The organism is Streptomyces mesophilus, assembly GCF_040300965.1.
Taxonomy (GTDB): Bacteria; Actinomycetota; Actinomycetes; order Streptomycetales; family Streptomycetaceae; genus Streptomyces; species Streptomyces mesophilus_A.
In genome coordinates this window covers 58732-75213 of the sequence record NZ_JBEPEW010000027.1, presented here as the reverse complement: position 1 = coordinate 75213, position 16482 = coordinate 58732, and the positions used below count along the sequence as shown (strand labels likewise).

Sequence of the window (16482 nt, the reverse complement as noted above, 5' to 3'; positions counted from 1 at the left end):
CCCGTCCTGACAGGGCGGGTCGGCGCCCGTCCTACGCGGCCGAGTCGGCCCCGCCCTCACCCTGGCGCGTACGGCGCACCGCGTACCAGCCGCCCGCGACGAGCAGCGCGGCAGCACCGATGAGGGACGCGACGGTCACCCCGGTCGAGGCCAGCGAGCCGCTGGCGGAGCCGCCCGTACCCGTACCGCCGACGGAGCCCGCGGAGGATCCGCCGGTGGAGTCGGAGCCGCCGGCCGAGTCCGAGCCTCCCGACCCGGAGCCCGCACCGCCCTTGAAGTCCACCGGGACGCGGACATCAGCAGAACGGTCCGCGGCCGCCGTGTGATCGGCGCGCGTGACGACCGCACAGCGGGTCTTCGTGCAGTCCGTGTACTCGTCCTTGGCGTCCACCGTCAGTTCGACCTCGAACGAACCGTCCGCGCCGAACGGCACGGTGGCGTCCTCGTGGCCCGCGGGCGGGTCCGAGTTGATCCAGGCCGATGCGCCGCCCTTGCCGGTCATGTCGGCACCGCCGACACAGGGAGTGGGGACCTCGCCGGCGCCGTTGTCGACACAGAGGGCGACGTAGATGCCCTTCCGGTCGTCGTAGCCGGTGCCGGAGACCTTGATCTTCTGGTCCTCGGCGGCCAGGTCATGAACCGGCGTCACGGTGAGCTCCTGGCCCTCGGGCCCGGTGGCCGTGCCGGTGCCGTTGGGCTCCTCGCCGCCGCTGCCGCCGGTCGTCCCGCCGTCACCCGAACCACCGGTCGCGGCCTCGGCGTTGACGGTGAGCGTGGCCGCGGATGTGCGGGTCGTACCGGCAGCGTTCTTGAACTCGGCGCGGTACCGGTAGCCGTCCTGTCCGGCCTTCGCGGCGAAGTCCAGAGTGTTCTTGCGCGCGCCCTCGACGTTCTTCCAGGTCTGGCCGCCGTCGGCGCTGACCTGCCACTGCACGGTCGGTTCGGGCTCGCCCTCGGCCGTCGCGGTGAGGGTCACGGCGTCGCCGGACTCGACGGAGAGGTCCTGGGGGGCCTGGGTGACCCTGGGGGAGGTCTGACGCACGTGGCGAGTGATCTCGCCGTCCGGGTTGCCGAAGTACAGTGCGGAGCCCCCGTCGACCGCTTCGACCAGGGACGAGGCGACATTGGAACCGATCGGGAAGGTGAACGGCTGTGCGGCCTCGGTCAGTTCACCGGTGGCGTACGTGACCACCGAACCCTCGTTGTCGGCCGCCGGCTCAGTGGCTGTGCCCATGTCGTCCCAGGCGACGAAGGCACGGTCACCACTGAAGGAGACCGCGGCGGGGAAGTCCACACCGTCGCTCTTCAGCGTCTTGGTGACAGCGCCGTCCTTGCCGAGGACATGGATCTCGGTGCCGTGTCCGTACCAGACGGCCCCGGTGCCCGGGTCGACCTCGATGAACCATTCGAACTCGCCGGTGACCGGCACGTCGAAGGTCCTGGTCACCTGAAGGGTCTCGGTGTCCACCCGGTGGACGCGCTTGTTCTTCCCGTCCGCGAACCACACCGCCTTGCGCTCGGCGTCGACCGCGAACTGGTCGCCGCCGTCGAGTGTCAGGGATCGCCTGACGGTGCCGGTCGCGGTCTCCACCTCGCTGAGGACCGCCCCTTGGGCCACAAGCGTCGTGTCCGGGCCGGTCCCGGGGCCGACATCGGTGACGGACTTCCCGGCGAGCCAGTTGCCCTGCATGGCCGCATCGCCGTCCTTGGCCCAACCAAGGCCGCGGGCCGCGTACTTGAAGGCGACGCCGTCGCCCGCCACCGGACCCGCGAGGCGGGTCACCGCGGACTGCTTCACGCCGGTGGGCAGGGGAGCGTCCTTGATCCAGCTTCTGACCTCGCCGGTCTTCGGGTCGAGTACGTACAGACCCTGCTCGTTGACGTCCCCGGTGTCCTGGCGGTTGTCGGATCCCACGTAGAGCTTCTTGGACTCCGGGTGCACCAGGAGACCCCTCGGGATGCCCGCCTTCGTACCGTCGAACGACGCGTCGGCCCGGTAACTCACCGTCCCCTCGGGAACGTCCACGCCCTCGCCCGGATCGACCGGGCCCGCGCCCTTGAACGTCACCGGGACCCGGACGTCCTGCGAGCGGTCGCCGGCCGCGCGGTGGTCGACGCGGGTGATGACGGAACAGGTCACCTTGGTGCAGTCGAGCCCGCTGTCCTTCGCCTTGAGCTCCAGATCGACGGCGAAGGAGCCGTTCGCCCCGTACTCGGTGGCGAGTTCACCGGCGTTGGAGTCGCCCTTCGGCACGATCCACGCCGAGGACTTCGCTCCGCCCGAGGTGGCCGCGCCGCCGACACAGGGGCTGGGTACGCGGTCGTCGCCGTTGTCCTTGCAGAAGGCGACGTAGATGCCCTTGGACTCGTCGTACCCCTCGCCCGTGACATGGACCGTCTCGCCGGCCGGGTCCAGGTCCGCCGACTTGGCGACGGTGAGCTTCTGTCCGTTCCTGCCGAGCCCGGTCTTGGCCGAGTCGGCGGCGGCCGCGGAGCCGGAGAGCGTCAGGCCGGTGACGGCCCCGCCGAGCACGAGCACGAGCGCGGCGGCGGTCAGGGCGGCGGCCATGCGTCTGCGGCGGTTCGTGGGCCGGCCGGGTGGCGTGGATATCGGTGTCATGGGTTCCTCGTCGAAAGCGGACGCGCGGGCGGCGCACGTGGGTGTGGCGCGGGGTCCGAGCCGGTGACTCGGACCCCGCGCCGGGGCAACGCGGGACTGCCGGACGAGATGGGGGGCTCCGGAAGTCCGGCCGGACTACTCGAAGGTGACCGGGACCGCCACGTCGTACTTGCGGTCCTCGGCGTCGAAGTGGTCCGCCTTCGTGAAGATCGCGCACTCGTCGACGGTGCAGTCGACCTGGTCGTTGATGACGGGGTTCACGTAGATGTTCGCCGAGAAGGAGCCGCCCGCGGTGAACTTGGAGCTGTTGGCCACGGTGCCGCCGAACAGGTTGTTCACCCAGTGCGAGGCGCCGGTCGTGCCGGTCTCGTCCTGGCCGCCGAGGCACGGACCGGGCTTGGCGCCGGCCGCCGGTATCTTGCACAGCGCCACGTACACGCCCTGCGCACTGTTGTAACCGCTGCCGGTCACGGTGATGATCTGGCCGCTCGCGCTGAGGGTGTCAGGCGCGTTGAGCGTCAGGTTGTACGTCGTACCACCGTCGGTGACGGTGCGGGTCGCGGTCGCCGCCGAGGCGGAACCGGCGAGGCCGACGGTGAGCGCGGCGGCGGCGAGGGCGGAGACGCCGATCCGCGCGGAGGTACGGGCAGGCAGAAGCGCACGCATGAATACGAGCACCTTTCACGTCATGAGCACCGCAGGGGTGGCGGCACTTAGGTAAGGCATACCTAAGCCCAGCTTTGTTCATGTGTCAATCGTGTGCCCGCCCGCCTCCCGCGCTCCGCAACTCCCTTACGTCCCGGCCGCCTTGACCGGCCGCCGCGCCGGCCTCACTCGTCTTCGAGGCGCCAGCTGTACACCCATTCAGGGACGATCCGGATCACTTCCTGGCTGAAATGCGCCCCCAGCTCATGGGGCCCCACGAGGAGTTCGGCGACCCCGCGGATCTCGACCCCGCGCACCTTCCACGGGTGCACGCTCACGATGTCGTCGACGACCAGGGAGATCCGCGGATTGCCCTGCAGATTGCGCCACTTCTTGGACTTGCCCATCGCGAATCCGCCGATGAGGATCGAGTCGTCGTCCTGGAGGAAGAACCCCACGGGGTTCGCCTGGGGCTGGCCTTTCCGGTCGACCGTCGCCATCCGGCCGAGATGCTGGCTCTTGAGATACGCGCGCTCCACGGCGCTGAATTCGCTCATGGGCCGACCCTCGCATCCCGTCGGCCGATCGGCATCGGGCATGTGTCCTACGCGGGCCCTAGGTCCGAGGAACCAGGGCTCCGCGTCGGCGAAACGGAACCTGCGCCCGTATCCCGCTCAGGCGGGCAACCCCCATGAGGGAGCGGGCTCGTTGAAGCGGACCGGTGCCAGCGTGAGGTCGGGGCGGTCGCCCTCTGCGGTGATCAGTGCCGACTCGCCCTTCGCTAGTGCGATCCGGATCGTCCCCTCGCCCACCTCCTCGTACCGCAGCGGCCGTCCGCGGCCGTCGCGCACCTCGACGGTGCCCGGCAGCGAATGCCGTACGACACAAGGCGCCCCGGCCTCGCTGCGCAGCCGCACCCAGCGCGTCGCGCCGTCCTCGCGCACCGCGCTCAGGAGGAACGCGCCCTGCGTACGGAAGTCATGGACCGTCAGATCCCGCCAGGCCGCCGGAAGCGCCGGGAAGACGCGGATCACCTCGCCCCACGACTGGCACACCATGTCGTGCACCGACTGGGCCGCGGAGAGCGGGGTCTCGATGACCGGGCCCGACTCCTTGTACATGGTGTTGGCCTGGATGAAGCGGGTCATCAGCTGCCCCAGATAGCGCAGGGCGTCCTCGCCCTTGCCGAGCAGCGCCGACATGGAGGCCGCGCCCGTGAACGTATAGCCCTGCAGCGCACCTTCGAAGCTGACCCAGTGCTCCAGTGACCGCTCGATCAGGGCTACTTCGTCGGCGTCCCGGCCGGTCACTTCGTACAGCGGGTAGACCGCCAGGAGATGCGAGTAGTGCCGATGGGACTTCGCGAAGGGGGCGCCCGCGCCGATCATGAAACCGTTCTCGTCCACCGGATAGGGCGCGAGGCGCGCGAGCACCTCGCGCCAGCGGCCGGCCGACGGGTCGGTGACTCCCAGGGTTCCGGCCGAGTCGAGCAGGGTCGCGCAGCCCCAGCGCAGCAGCATCAGGTCGTAATTGCAGTCCGGTGCGTCCACGCCGTACTCGGGTGAGAACGTGGCCGGCAGATGGAGCCTGCCGTCCGGTCCCGGCTCGAGGAAGTGCAGGTAGTAGGCGACCGCGCCGCGCAGCAGCGGGAAGAGCACATCGCGCAGGACCGCCTCGTCCATGGTGTGCCGGTAGGAGAGCCAGACGTTGTGCAACGCCCAGACCAGATTGCCGACTTCGGGTGTCGGCGGGTTCTGTCCGGGGATGCCCACGCCGTAGCCGAGGCTCCCCTCCGTGCCGAAACCGTTGCGCAGTTTCATGTCCGTCGTGCGCGGAATGCCGAGCGAGTCGCCGCGGTACTGCGACGGCACCTCCTCGCGCAGCTGCTCGCGGAACTCGCTCAACGAGCGGGTGACGGCGTCGAGTTCGAGGTGGTTGGAGCCGTGGATCAGCCAGTACTCCAGCTGGACGTTGAGGTTCCACCAGGTCGCGGGCCAGGGGGTCGGCTCGAGCCACGGCCCGCAGGTGGCCATCGGCGGGGCGTCCTTACGGGCCGCGGACGCGGTCTTGTACAGCTGGATCCAGTAGAAGCGCTGCAGCCGGGCATCCGGCAGGGAGAGGAAACTCTTGCGGTAGTACGCCCGCCACCAGGCGCGATGCGCTGTCGCGAACAGGTCGTACGGGAGCACCGCCGCGCCCCTGACCGTCCTGAGCGCCTTGTCGCGGGCCGTCCTGCCCGGATGGGAATGCGCCACCGAGACGTACAGCGTGCGCTTGCCGTCCTTGGTGCGCTCGCGCCACGCGGTCACATGCTCGCCCCCGGCGATCAGGCCCTGTACGGCGGCCGTGGCGCCGTCGTGGTCCTGGATCTCGGCGGGCGGGTTGGCCGTGTATCCGGCCGGCAGCGGGCGGTGGGCGGCGCGCGGGCTGATCGCCACGGCCGGATGGAAGACCCACCGGCACTCCCGCTCCCCGGCGCTCGGTTCGATCTCGACCGCCAGTACGTCGCGGGAACTGTGGATCAGCGCCCGCAGTTTCAGGGTGCCCGCGGAGGTGGTGAGCGTGCCGGACAGCTCCGCGTCGCGCAGGCCGAGGCGCCAGTCGATCCCGGTGATGGTGCCGACGGGCTCCAGGGTGAAGTGGCCGATCGGCAGCCGCGCCATGCCGAACAGGGCGCCGAACTGCGGTCGGTGGTCCTGTACTTCGGAGTGCTGGACGTTGAAGCGCAGCGCGTTCTTCCCGGGCTCCGCGTAGATCCCGGACCCGAGGTAGCCGTTGCCGAGATACGGGCCTTCGTACCAGGTCTTCGGCATGCGCTGCCAGACGAGGTCGGCGTCGTCGAGGACGGTGCGCCAGATGTCGCCCTGCGGGGCGGGGGAGTGGACGGCGTCGGCCGCGGGTGCCTTATCCGCCGACGCGGCTCGCGCGGGCAGGGCGCCGAGACCGGTCGCCATGAAGGCGCCGGAGGTGGTGGCGAGCAGGGTTCTCCTGGACGGACGGGTCATGAGGGCCTCCTGGTGCGCAGGTTGGCGATTCATCCGAGCAATCCAGGAAGGAAACGTAGAAGTGGCGCGTGTGTCCGTCAATGAGTAGAGAGAGATCCGATGTAAGCCCTTTCTGTGAAGGGGTATACGCAGCTGGTCGGAGCTCTGCCCGGCGCCCGCGGGCGCCGACCGCCGGCGCCGCCTACCGCGCCACTGCCGACCGCCAGCGCCGCCTACCGCGCCACTGCCGACCGCCGGCGCCGCCTACCGCGCCACCCAACCCCGCTCGTACGCATGCCACCCGAGCTGGAGCCGCGTCGTCACCCCGGTCAGCTCCATCAGGCGCTTCACCCGCCGCTGCACCGTCCGCAGCCCCAGGTCGAGTTGCTTGGCGACGCTCGCGTCCGTGAGGCCCGCGAGCAGCAGGGAGAGGATCTCCAGGTCGGTCGCGTCCGGACCGTCGGACTCCTCGGCGTACAGCTCATCGTCCTCACCGAGCCGCAGCGGCAGCGCCTCGCGCCATACGGAGGAGAACAGGCCGTAGAGCGACTCGAGCAGTCCGCTCGCATGCACCACGAGGGCCGCGGGCTCCGCGTCGCGCGAGGTGAGCGGGACCATGGCCAGGGTCCGGTCGGCGATGACCAGCTTGGTCGGTACCCGGTCCACGACCCGTACCTGCTCGTCGCGGCGCAGGGCCGTGGAGAGTTCGAGCAGCCCCGTCGGCAGATCGAGCACCGCCCGCTCGACGATCACGCGGTACGCCACGCCCCGCGCCGTCGCCTGCGCCTCGGCGTTGTTGTCGTACCCGGACACCACCGTCGGGCGCCCGGTGACCAGCGCGCAGACCTCCTGGGTCGCGCCGAGCTGAAGCTGCAGGAAGCGCTGGGCCACCGCGCCCGCTCCGGTGACGACCTCGACGAGATCGTGTACGGAGGGTTCGTCGACCTGGGCGCGGTACTCCTCGGCGAGCAGCGCCGCCGCCAGCTCGGCCTGCTCCAGCTCATGGCGCTGCTGGGTGAGCAGCGCACCGAGCGCGACGCCCGGGGGAGCGGCGACCCAGCGCCCCTGGCGCGCGGTGGACTGGGCGGCCAGGCCGTGGTGTTCGAGCCGGCGCAAGGTCCGCTCGGTCTCCACCTCGGCCAGCGAGAGCCGGTGCGCGAGATCGGCGACATCGGCCGCTCCGAGCATCACGAGCGCGCGGTAGGCCGTCTCCTGCGCCTCGTCCAGACCTATGGCCCCCAGCATTCGCGCTTACCCCTCACCCACGTACAGAGCCGGCCCCCGACCGGATACGGCCCCTCCGCCTGACCCGGTCCTCGGCCACGTACACGACGCGACCGCAGGACAGGTGCCTCCGTGGCGGGAAACAGCCACGGCGGGAACCCGCCCGTCCACATCATCCCTGCACCAGGGGCCTCTCTGCCAATGTGTCGCCACCGCAGTTCCATGTGAGGGAGAGGTATGCGCCGGATATCCCGAAAGGCCCTGGGGCTGGCCACCGCCGCCACGCTGGCCGCAACTCTGGCGACGCCTTCCGCGGCGGCGCCGCGGCAGGAGGACCGGCCGCTGGTCGGCAGCCAGGCCGCACGCTCCGAGGGGCAGGGCGCACAGCAGCGCACCGTCACGCTGGTCACCGGTGACAGGGTCCTGGTGACGACGAGCGCCGAGGGCCGCAGCGCCGCCACCGCGCTGCCCCGCGAGGACGGCACCGTGCCGTTCCTGCAGACCCGCGAGAGCGGCAAGGACCTGTACGTCTACCCGGAAGGCGCCACCGAGGCGCTGGCCGCGGGCAAGGTCGACGAGCAGCTCTTCAACGTCACCGCACTGATACGCCAGGGCTACGACGACGCGAGCGCCAAGTCCCTTCCCCTGATCGCCCTCTACGACCGGTCGATCGCCCGCTCCGTGCCCGCCACCCCGCGCGGCGCCGAGCGCGAGCGCGTACTCGACGTGGTCGACGGTGTGGCGCTGAGCGCCGACAAGAAGAAGGCCGCCGACTTCTGGGCCGACCTGACGAACCCCAAGTCCCGTGCTGCCGGCGACCTGAAGAAGCTCTGGCTCGACGCCAAGGTCGAGACGACCCTCGACCAGTCGACCCGGCAGGTGCACGCCCCCGAGGCCTGGGCCGCAGGCTACGACGGCAAGGGCACCAAGGTAGCCGTCCTCGACACGGGCACGGACGCCGAGCACCCCGACCTCGAGGGCCGCGTCTTGGAGCTCAAGAACTTCACCGACTCGGACACTGCCGAGGACCGCGACGGCCACGGCACCCACACCATCTCCACCGTCGGCGGCTCCGGCGCCGCGAGCGACGGCAGGAAGAAGGGTGTCGCGCCCGGCGCCGAACTGCTCAGCGGCAAGGTCCTCGACGACTCCGGCAGCGGCCTCCTCTCGTGGATCATCGCGGGCATGGAGTGGGCCGCCGTGGACGCCGAGGCCGATGTGGTCTCGATGAGCCTCGGCACCAGCGACCCCAGCGACTGCTCGGACCCGATGAGCCAGGCCACCGAGGAACTCGCCCGGAAAACGGGCACATTGTTCGTGATCGCCGCCGGCAACATCGGCCGCGCGGGACACAACACCGTCTCCTCACCCGGCTGCGCCCCGAGCGTCCTCACCGTCGGCGCCGTCGACCGCGAGAACGTCTCCGCCGACTTCTCCAGCCGGGGTCCGGTCCTCGGCACGCACACCCTCAAGCCCGAGATCACCGCGCCCGGCGTGGCGATCTCCGCCGCGAACGCGGGCGGACGCGGGGACTTGGCGTACCAGTCCATGAGTGGTACGTCGATGGCGACCCCGCATGTCGCCGGCGCCGCCGCGATCCTCAAGCAGCGCCACCCGGACTGGAGCGGGCAGCAGATCAAGGCCGCCCTCGTCTCCTCCGCCGACACGGACGTCACGGGAGACGTCCGTGAGACGGGCGGCGGCCTCCTCGACGTCAAGGGAGCCGTCGACCAGCAGGTGGTCTCCGCGCCCGCGCTGCAGGCCGGCACCTTCAACTGGCCGCAGCACAGCAGTGACCGCACCACCGTCGACGTCCCGTACACCAACAACTCCGACCAGGCGATCCGTCTGGACCTCGCCGTCGAAGGCGTCACGGGCAACGACGGCACCCGCGTCCGCTCCTCGGTCGCCAAGTTCGACAAGCGCTCGGTGACCGTGCCCGCCGGCGCCACGGTCAAGGTCCCGCTGGCCATCGACCCGACCGCACGCCTGGCCGCCAACCAGTACGGCGACCTCACCGGACGGGTCCTCGCGACCAGCCGAGGCACCACCGTCTCCACGCCGTTCGCGCTCTACATCCAGCCCGAGACGGTCACCCTGCGGATCAAGATGATCGACCGCCTGGGCAAGCCCGCCGACGGCGCCTCCTCGGTCGACGTGGTCTCCACCGACGTCCACAAGGGCGAGCGGCGCTTCAACGAGGGCGCCAAGGAGCTGACGTACGAACTGCGGGCCGGTTCCTACTTCCTGACCGGCTACCTCACCACCCCGGACGCGGGCGAGGGCGCCACGGCCACCGACTCGCTCAGTTACTTCGCCCGGCCGGAGATCGACCTGCAGCGGGACACCACGATCGTCCTGGACGCCCGCAAGGCGCACCGCCTGTCCATCGACACCGACAAGCCGGTCGAATCGCGCGGCACCACCCTCGAGTTCAGCCGCACGTGGGGCGAGAACTGGTGGCACGGCGGTACGGCCTCCGGCGGCCGCACCATCAACGCCTACTACGCCTCGGTCGAAGGCCGCGCGGACGACGGCGAGTTCGAGTGGGGAAGCCACTGGCGGGCGGCGGCGCCGCTGCTCGACGAGCTGAAGGTCGAAGGCGGCCCGGTGCTGCACCCGACCACGGCGTCCACCACGTCCATGAACCTGGACGGCACCGGCAAGGCCCGGCTCGTCGACGCCAAGTCCGGTACGCCCGAGGAGCTCGCGGCCGCCGGCGTCAAGGACAGGATCGCGCTGATCAAGCTGCCCGCGGGCAGCACCTCGGTGTCGGCCGTGATGCAGAACGCGCAGAAGGCCGGTGCCCGGGCGATCCTCGTCCACCGCGACGCACCCGGCCGCTGGTACCCGGGTGCCGGCTTCGGCGGCGGCGTCATGCCCGCGCTCGCCGTGCAGACCGCCGAGGCACAGGACCTGCTGACCCGGCTCGCACAGGGCGAGGTCACGCTGGCCTGGAAGGGCACCGCGAAGAGCCCGTACATGTACAATCTGTCGTTCCCGGACGAGGGTTCGCTGTACCGCGACCGCACCCACCGGGTGCGCGACAGCCGCCTGGGCAAGGTCGACACGACCTACCACGCGATGGGCGTGGCCGGCGACTACATCGACAACGTCTCCACCACCCGCCCGGACGGCCGGACGTTCTTCTTCGGAGACATCGACTCGGTCCCCACACCCGGCAAGCGCACCGAGCTCTACTCCACCGAGGACGACGCGGCCTGGCAGCGCTCGCTCTCCAGCTCCTTCCCGTTCGGCGAGTTCATGGTCGACCGGACCCGCATCTACAAGCCGGGCTCGTTCCGCACCGAGAGCTGGTACGACGGCGTGATCACGCCGCGCGCCCGCCTCGACGCCAACGGCGAGCAGACCCTCGCGGCCGAGCGGCAGGGCAACCTGATCGGCTTCGAGTCCTCCGTCTACGGCGACGGTGAACACAGCGGTGAGCAGGGCTCGTTCGGCGACATCGGCAACCTGGAGCTCAAGAAGGACGGCGAGGTGATCGGCGACAGCTGGTACCCGTACGGCGCCTTCGAGGTGCCGGCCGAGGAAGCCACGTACGAACTGACCCAGAACCTGATGAAGATCGGCGGCCACGCGCGGGTCTGGCAGCGTTCCCAGGAGATGCAGACCACCTGGAAGTTCCGCTCGAAGCTGGACGAGTCGGTGTTCTCGCAGGGTCTCGGCATCCTCTTCCCGCGCTACACCCTGCCCGAGGACGGTCTGAAGACCCTTGCGGCCGAGGACGGTCAGCAGATCGGACTGAACATCACGGGGCACGCGGGCTACACCCCGGGCGCCATCGAGTCCGCGAAGCTCTCGTACTCCTACGACCAGGGCGCGACCTGGACCGAGGCGAAGATCTCCGGCTCGGGTGACACCCGCACCGCGACGGTCGATCACGCGGGAGCGTCCGGCAAGCAGGTCTGGCTGAAGACCGAACTGACCGACACCCACGGCAATTCCGTCACCCAGACGGTGGTCCGCGCGTACGACGTGCGCTGACCTCCGTCACCCGCAAGACCGGTCCGCCGGGTGTCCTTCCCGTGGGGGGTGGGGCCGCCCGGCGGACCTTTCGCCACGAGGTGGGTTCGCGCAGCCTCCTTCGAGGTGGGTTCGCGCAGCCTTCCTTCGAGGTGTTCGCGGGGTCTTCCTAGGACGCGTGCCGGTGCAGGAAGGCCTCGAGGTGTCCGGCGAAGCCCGGCGCCCGCGCGACGAAGTGCCCGGCACCGGGGTGCACACCGCGCTCCCCGTCGAGTGTGGCCGCGAGCGCATCGCAGATCCGCTCATGCGCGGCCGCGTGATCCCCGGACACCACGAGCACGGGGACCCCGGCCTCCCGGATCGCGTCGAGCCGGGGACGCGCCTCGCCGGGCAGCCTGGCGCCCTGCGCCCGCCGCACCCCGGCCACCACACCCTCGGGCAGCGGCCCTTCGCCCACGGACGCACCCGCGATACGGAGGAACTCCCGCAGCACCGAAGGATCCGCCTCCATTCCGTACGAGAGCACCGCGTCGCCGATGTGCTCGAGCCGTGCCACATCGGGATCGCCGGGCACGAGGTATGCGAGCGGCGGCTCGATCAGGGTGAGCGAGCGCACTCTGCCGGGCGCGGCAGCGGCCGCGATCAGCGCCCCGAGCACGCCGTAGGAATGGGCGACGACATGCGGGCGGCCGGCGAGCAGCGGCGCCAGGTCCAGGGCGTCGACCTCGAAGTCCTGGCCCCGCTGCGCGGGTGGACTCGGCGGATAGCCCCGGCGATGCACCTGGGCCAGAGTCCACCGCCCGGCCAGCGGCGCGAGCGCGCCCCAGGTCGTCCTCGGACCCGCCCCGCCGTGCACCAGCAGGACCTCGGGCCCGGAGCCCTCGCGTACCACCACGATCTCGCCCATGGGACGTGAGCGTAACGACGTACGACGAAGGCCCCCGGCGGTCTGCCGGGGGCCAAGTCGTGGGTGAGGAGAGCGAGATGACTAATTCTCTACAGGAAGGATGTGAGAAGGAAGCCGTCTCATGGCCTCACCGGTCGAGGAGAGCGGGAGCGCTAAGCCAGTCGAACCCCTTACGGGGAAGAGAAGGAAGCTCTCCCATGGCCTCGATGTCCTGCACGCTAGCAGTCACTCGGGAACCACGTCGCGCAGATTTTCCGGCGTGAGAATCCGCGAATCGGGGTGCAGCCCTTCCGGACGCCGCATGCCGAAGTACGTGACGGGACCCTCGGGCAGACGCTCGCCGTCCCACACCGTGACCTCGGCGCCCATGAGCTGAAGCAGCCAGCGCACGGTCAGCTGCTCCCGCTCGACGATGCCGCGCAGCAGCGTCTCGACCGTCACCTTGGTCTCCTCCACGCGGTTGGCCGCGGGGATGCCCTTCAGGTACAGGTGCAGCCAGTGCGCACGCCACTGCCCGTCCTCGCCGCGCCGGAACGCGAGCGGCAGCGCCACCCGGCCCGGACCGCGCAGATCCGACTTCATCCGCACGGTGCGCGGCTCGAACGGCCGGCCCTGCTGCTCGCCCTCGCGCATCATGAAACCGAAGAAGGACTCCTCGACATCCAGGAAGCTCTCACCGGAGAACAGCAGCACCTGCGGCACGATGAACGTCCCGCGCACCGCCCCGAGACGCAGCTCGATGAACTCCGAAGCACCGTCGGGCGCTTCGACGACATCGCCGGAGTGCCGGCCCTCGACATCCGTCAGCTGTGTATACGAGAGCCAGGTGACCTGCTCGTACTCCTCGTCCAGAATCACCGCCGACAGGTCGTAGTCCGTGGTCTCCCTGCGCTCCTTCCAGTACGTGAAGAAGCGCAGCAGCTCACCCTCGACCGGCGACACGGAGCCGCGCGGCAGCACACCGATCCCGGACGAGACCGCCTTGCCGCTGAGCGGCAGGGCTACGTCCAGGACATCCGGATCCACGAGGACGGGCCCCGGGTCCGGGAGCCGGCGTGCGATCTCGGCGTCGAGCACCGCGCTCAGCCGCTCCTTCGCCGCCGCCGGCAGCGCGGCCCGTGTGTCCTCGGTGACCCAGGCGCGCCCGAGCCGGTTGATGAACACCCGCCGCGCACCGCCCTGTTCGAGCCGGTCGCCCCGGTTGAGCAGATGCTGCCGTACGGACAGCAGAACGCGTCCCGCGACCTGCGGCGCCGTTTCCTCCACGGCACCGAGCACGAGCGCACGCTTCTCGTCCGTGTCCGCCGTGCGCAGCAGCCGGTCCACCGACCGCAGCAGCACACCGGGCGCGGACTCGAGCAGCTCCACGGCCCCCGCGAGATCCCCCGCGCCGAGCAGCTCCTCGGTCCGGCTCGCGAACGACCGCACCCGCTGCTCACCGCGCGCGACCGCGAACACCTGGGCGGCGTACGGCCACTGCGGGTACTCGTGCGGGTGCAGCCGCTCACCGAGCCGCTTGAACGGCTCACGGTGCACGGCGACATCGGCGAGCTTCGCGGGCGAGGCCGCCACGACCGCGTCGAGACCGGCGAGCAGGGCCCGTCGCAGGGGCCGCGACAGGTTCTTGAACCTGGTCGGTTCCACCAGCGACACATCGCCGTCCGCCAGCGAACACGCGAGCCGCAGCAGATCGGTGACCGTGTCGAGCAGCGGAGCCGCGCCCGTCTTCACGCGTACGTGGTTGATGACGGCACGGTTCTCCCGCACCGGGATCTCCTCGGGCTGCGGACCGTCCGCGCAGTGCGCGGCAAGGCGCACCAGATCCTCGAGGACGGACTCGCCGAGCGGCGTGGTGCTGGAGGCCAACGCCAGGTACAGCGCGGTGAGTTCGGCCTCGATGTCCGCACCCAGGTGCAGCACGGTCATCCGGTCCCCGGCGGCCGCGATCAGCTCGTCGTGGTGGGTGAGCATCTCCTCGTACGTGTGCTGGTAGCGCCCGTACGAAGGCAGCGTCAGGAGATTCACCACCCCGGCGCTCAGCTGCTTGAGGGTGCCCTCGCGGGTCTCCTCGTCGGCGAGCGCCTCGCGGATGCACCGCATCCAGAAGTCCAGGGTGTCCGGCACGTTCCGAGGGAAGTCGATGAAGTACGCGTTGTGCCGGACGTGATCGCCGACGAGCTCCCGCAGGGCGGCCAGCGTCCGCCCGGCGACCTCGACGACCACGCCCTCGTCGAGCCCGGAGAGCTTCTCGTGGAGCTGAGCCGACAGCTTGAACCCCACGGACATCAGCGCACCGTCCAACTGCCGCACGGCGACGGCACCTTGACCGGCCTGCCCTGCGGGGGCGGGGATGCGGTAGGTGTGGCGGATGACCAGCGATTCCAGAGGGTGGGACATTCCGGCATCGTGACAGAGGCGTACAAGTGTGCGCACGCGGATTTCGGCCGGGACGCGGCGCCGGCGGATCGGGTGGGGCACCGCGTCCGGATGCCAGGTGGGACGCGGCGCCGAAACTCGGATGCCGTCCGCGTCCCGCCCCTGTCATCCTCCGCGTATGTCCGCACCCGACCGAAGCCGCCGACGCGCCAGAGCCAGCCTGTACATCTCCGTGGACGTCGAGGCCGACGGCCCGATCCCCGGCCCGTACTCGATGATCAGCTTCGGTGCCGCCGTGGCCGGCCGCCACGAGCCCGACGGTACGTACGTCCCGTACGACCCGGAGACCCACACCTTCTACCGCGAACTGCGGCCCATCAGCGAGGGCTTCGTCCCCGAGGCCCTTGCGGTCAGCGGACTCGACCGCGACCGCCTCGTACGCGAGGGTGCCGAACCGGCCACCGCACTCGCCGAATTCAGCGCCTGGGTGCGCGAAGTCGGCGCGGGCGCCCAGCCGGTGATGGCCGGCTACCCCGCCTCGTACGACTGGACCTTCCTCTACTGGTACCTGCTCCGCTTCACCGGCGAGAGCCCGTTCGGCCACTCGGGCTGTCTGGACCTCAAGTCCCTGTACGCGGCGAAGGCCAACCTTCCGCTGCGGGCGGTCGCCAAGCGCACCATGCCGCGCGAGCTCCTGTCGCTGCGGCGCCATACGCATCACGCCCTGGACGACGCCCTGGAACAGGCGGAGTTGTGCAGCAATCTGCTCCGCTGGGAGCCCGCCGGCGGGCCTGCGGTCAGCGGCGGACCAGGAGCGCGTGCGTGACGCTGGGCGAGCCGACCATCTCGGACACCTTGTAGCCCTCGATCCCGTCGCCCAGGTTGTCGAGCAGCCGCTCGCCGCGGCCGATGAGCAGCGGTGCGATGACCAGATGGAGTTCGTCGATCAACCCGGCCCGCAGGTACTGGTTGATGACCGCCGCGCCGCCGCCGATCCGTACGTCCTTGCCGTCCGCGGCGTCGAACGCACGCCGCAGCACCGCCTCGGGCGGCTCGTCCGTGAAGTGGAAGGTCGTTCCGCCGTCCATCTCCAGCGGGGGGCGCAGATGGTGGGTGTGGACGAAGACGTCGTGGTGGTAGGGCGGGTTCTCGCCCCACCAGCCCCGCCAGGACTCGTCCTGCCACGGCCCGCGCCGCGGTCCGAACATGTTCCGGCCCATGATCGTGGCGCCGATGTTCTGATCGCCGCGGACATAGAAGTCGACGTCGATCCCGGTCTTGCCGGCGGCGGCGTCCTCGGACGCGGAGACGAACCAGGCGTGCAGCTCGTCGCCCCAGCCGACGCCGTCGCCGAACGGTGCGTCCTCGCGCTGGTTGGGGCCGGCGACGAAGCCGTCGAGGGAGATCGTCACGTTGTGTACGCGAACCTTGGGCATGTCCGTTCACCTCTCGGGTTGGAGTCGTGCTCTCACCCATGCGTCGAACAGAGCCTGCCCCAATCGACATCCGCGCGCGGAAACTTTCGAAGAGCCCGCGCGCCGGGTCTCCTCCTGGCCGAGAATTTTCGGGATGCCCCGTTTTCGTATGCCCCGTGCGGTGGACAATAGGGGCATGAGCCAGCAGGGGGACAGGCGCGAGGGCACCGCAGGCCACGGGGACGACTGGTGGGGGGAGTTGTACGGAGACTTCGCGGACGACGCCGGGCCGAGTGCGAGCCCCGAGTCCTTGGACGACCGGTTCGC

At 70.5% G+C, this 16482-nt stretch carries 10 protein-coding genes; 2 read left to right on the top strand and 8 right to left on the bottom strand.

The genetic code is table 11. The features are described 5' to 3' along the window. Positions 1-31 precede the first annotated feature (31 nt). The 5 genes from ABT367_RS13115 to ABT367_RS13095 all read right to left on the bottom strand — a co-directional run bounded on the left by ABT367_RS13115 (position 32) and on the right by ABT367_RS13095 (position 7494). A complete protein-coding gene (locus ABT367_RS13115) occupies positions 32-2620 on the bottom strand; it encodes an immunoglobulin I-set domain protein (protein ID WP_352252606.1) in 2589 nt (862 codons plus the stop codon). A 135-nt stretch (positions 2621-2755) separates the two neighbouring features. Then, the gene (locus tag ABT367_RS13110; RefSeq protein WP_352252604.1) at positions 2756-3286 is read right to left on the bottom strand and encodes a hypothetical protein; all 531 of its coding nucleotides are present in this window, start codon (positions 3284-3286) and stop codon (positions 2756-2758) included. A gap of 164 nt (positions 3287-3450) precedes the next feature. After that, positions 3451-3822, bottom strand: coding sequence for a PPOX class F420-dependent oxidoreductase (locus ABT367_RS13105; protein ID WP_352252602.1), 372 nt, complete (start codon positions 3820-3822; stop codon positions 3451-3453). 117 nt (positions 3823-3939) lie between these two features. Beyond that, on the bottom strand, positions 3940-6270 hold the full coding sequence (locus ABT367_RS13100) for a glycosyl hydrolase family 95 catalytic domain-containing protein (protein WP_352252600.1): 2331 nt from the start codon (positions 6268-6270) through the stop codon (positions 3940-3942). Positions 6271-6513: 243 nt separating this feature from the next. Continuing rightward, a complete protein-coding gene (locus ABT367_RS13095) occupies positions 6514-7494 on the bottom strand; it encodes a winged helix-turn-helix transcriptional regulator (protein ID WP_352252598.1) in 981 nt (326 codons plus the stop codon). Positions 7495-7710: 216 nt separating this feature from the next. Here ABT367_RS13095 and ABT367_RS13090 point away from each other — a divergent pair, with 216 nt between their 5' ends. Continuing rightward, on the top strand, positions 7711-11478 hold the full coding sequence (locus tag ABT367_RS13090) for a S8 family serine peptidase (RefSeq protein WP_352252596.1): 3768 nt from the start codon (positions 7711-7713) through the stop codon (positions 11476-11478). A 148-nt stretch (positions 11479-11626) separates the two neighbouring features. Here the strand turns inward: ABT367_RS13090 and ABT367_RS13085 are convergent, their stop codons facing one another. Continuing rightward, positions 11627-12364 carry an alpha/beta fold hydrolase gene (locus ABT367_RS13085; RefSeq protein WP_352252594.1) on the bottom strand — a complete coding sequence of 246 codons (738 nt, stop codon included), beginning with the start codon at positions 12362-12364 and terminating at the stop codon, positions 11627-11629. Between the two features lie 225 nt (positions 12365-12589). After that, complete coding sequence (locus tag ABT367_RS13080) at positions 12590-14761, bottom strand: hypothetical protein (RefSeq protein ID WP_352252592.1); 2172 nt, start codon at positions 14759-14761, stop codon at positions 12590-12592. Positions 14762-14918: 157 nt separating this feature from the next. On the opposite strand from ABT367_RS13080, the gene ABT367_RS13075 reads away from it, so the two are divergent. Beyond that, a complete protein-coding gene (locus tag ABT367_RS13075; RefSeq protein WP_352252589.1) occupies positions 14919-15566 on the top strand; it encodes a 3'-5' exonuclease in 648 nt (215 codons plus the stop codon). Here ABT367_RS13075 and ABT367_RS13070 read toward each other — a convergent pair. Continuing rightward, complete coding sequence (locus tag ABT367_RS13070) at positions 15538-16176, bottom strand: dihydrofolate reductase family protein (protein ID WP_352252587.1); 639 nt, start codon at positions 16174-16176, stop codon at positions 15538-15540. The genes ABT367_RS13075 and ABT367_RS13070 overlap by 29 nt on opposite strands. Positions 16177-16482: the final 306 nt, after the last annotated feature.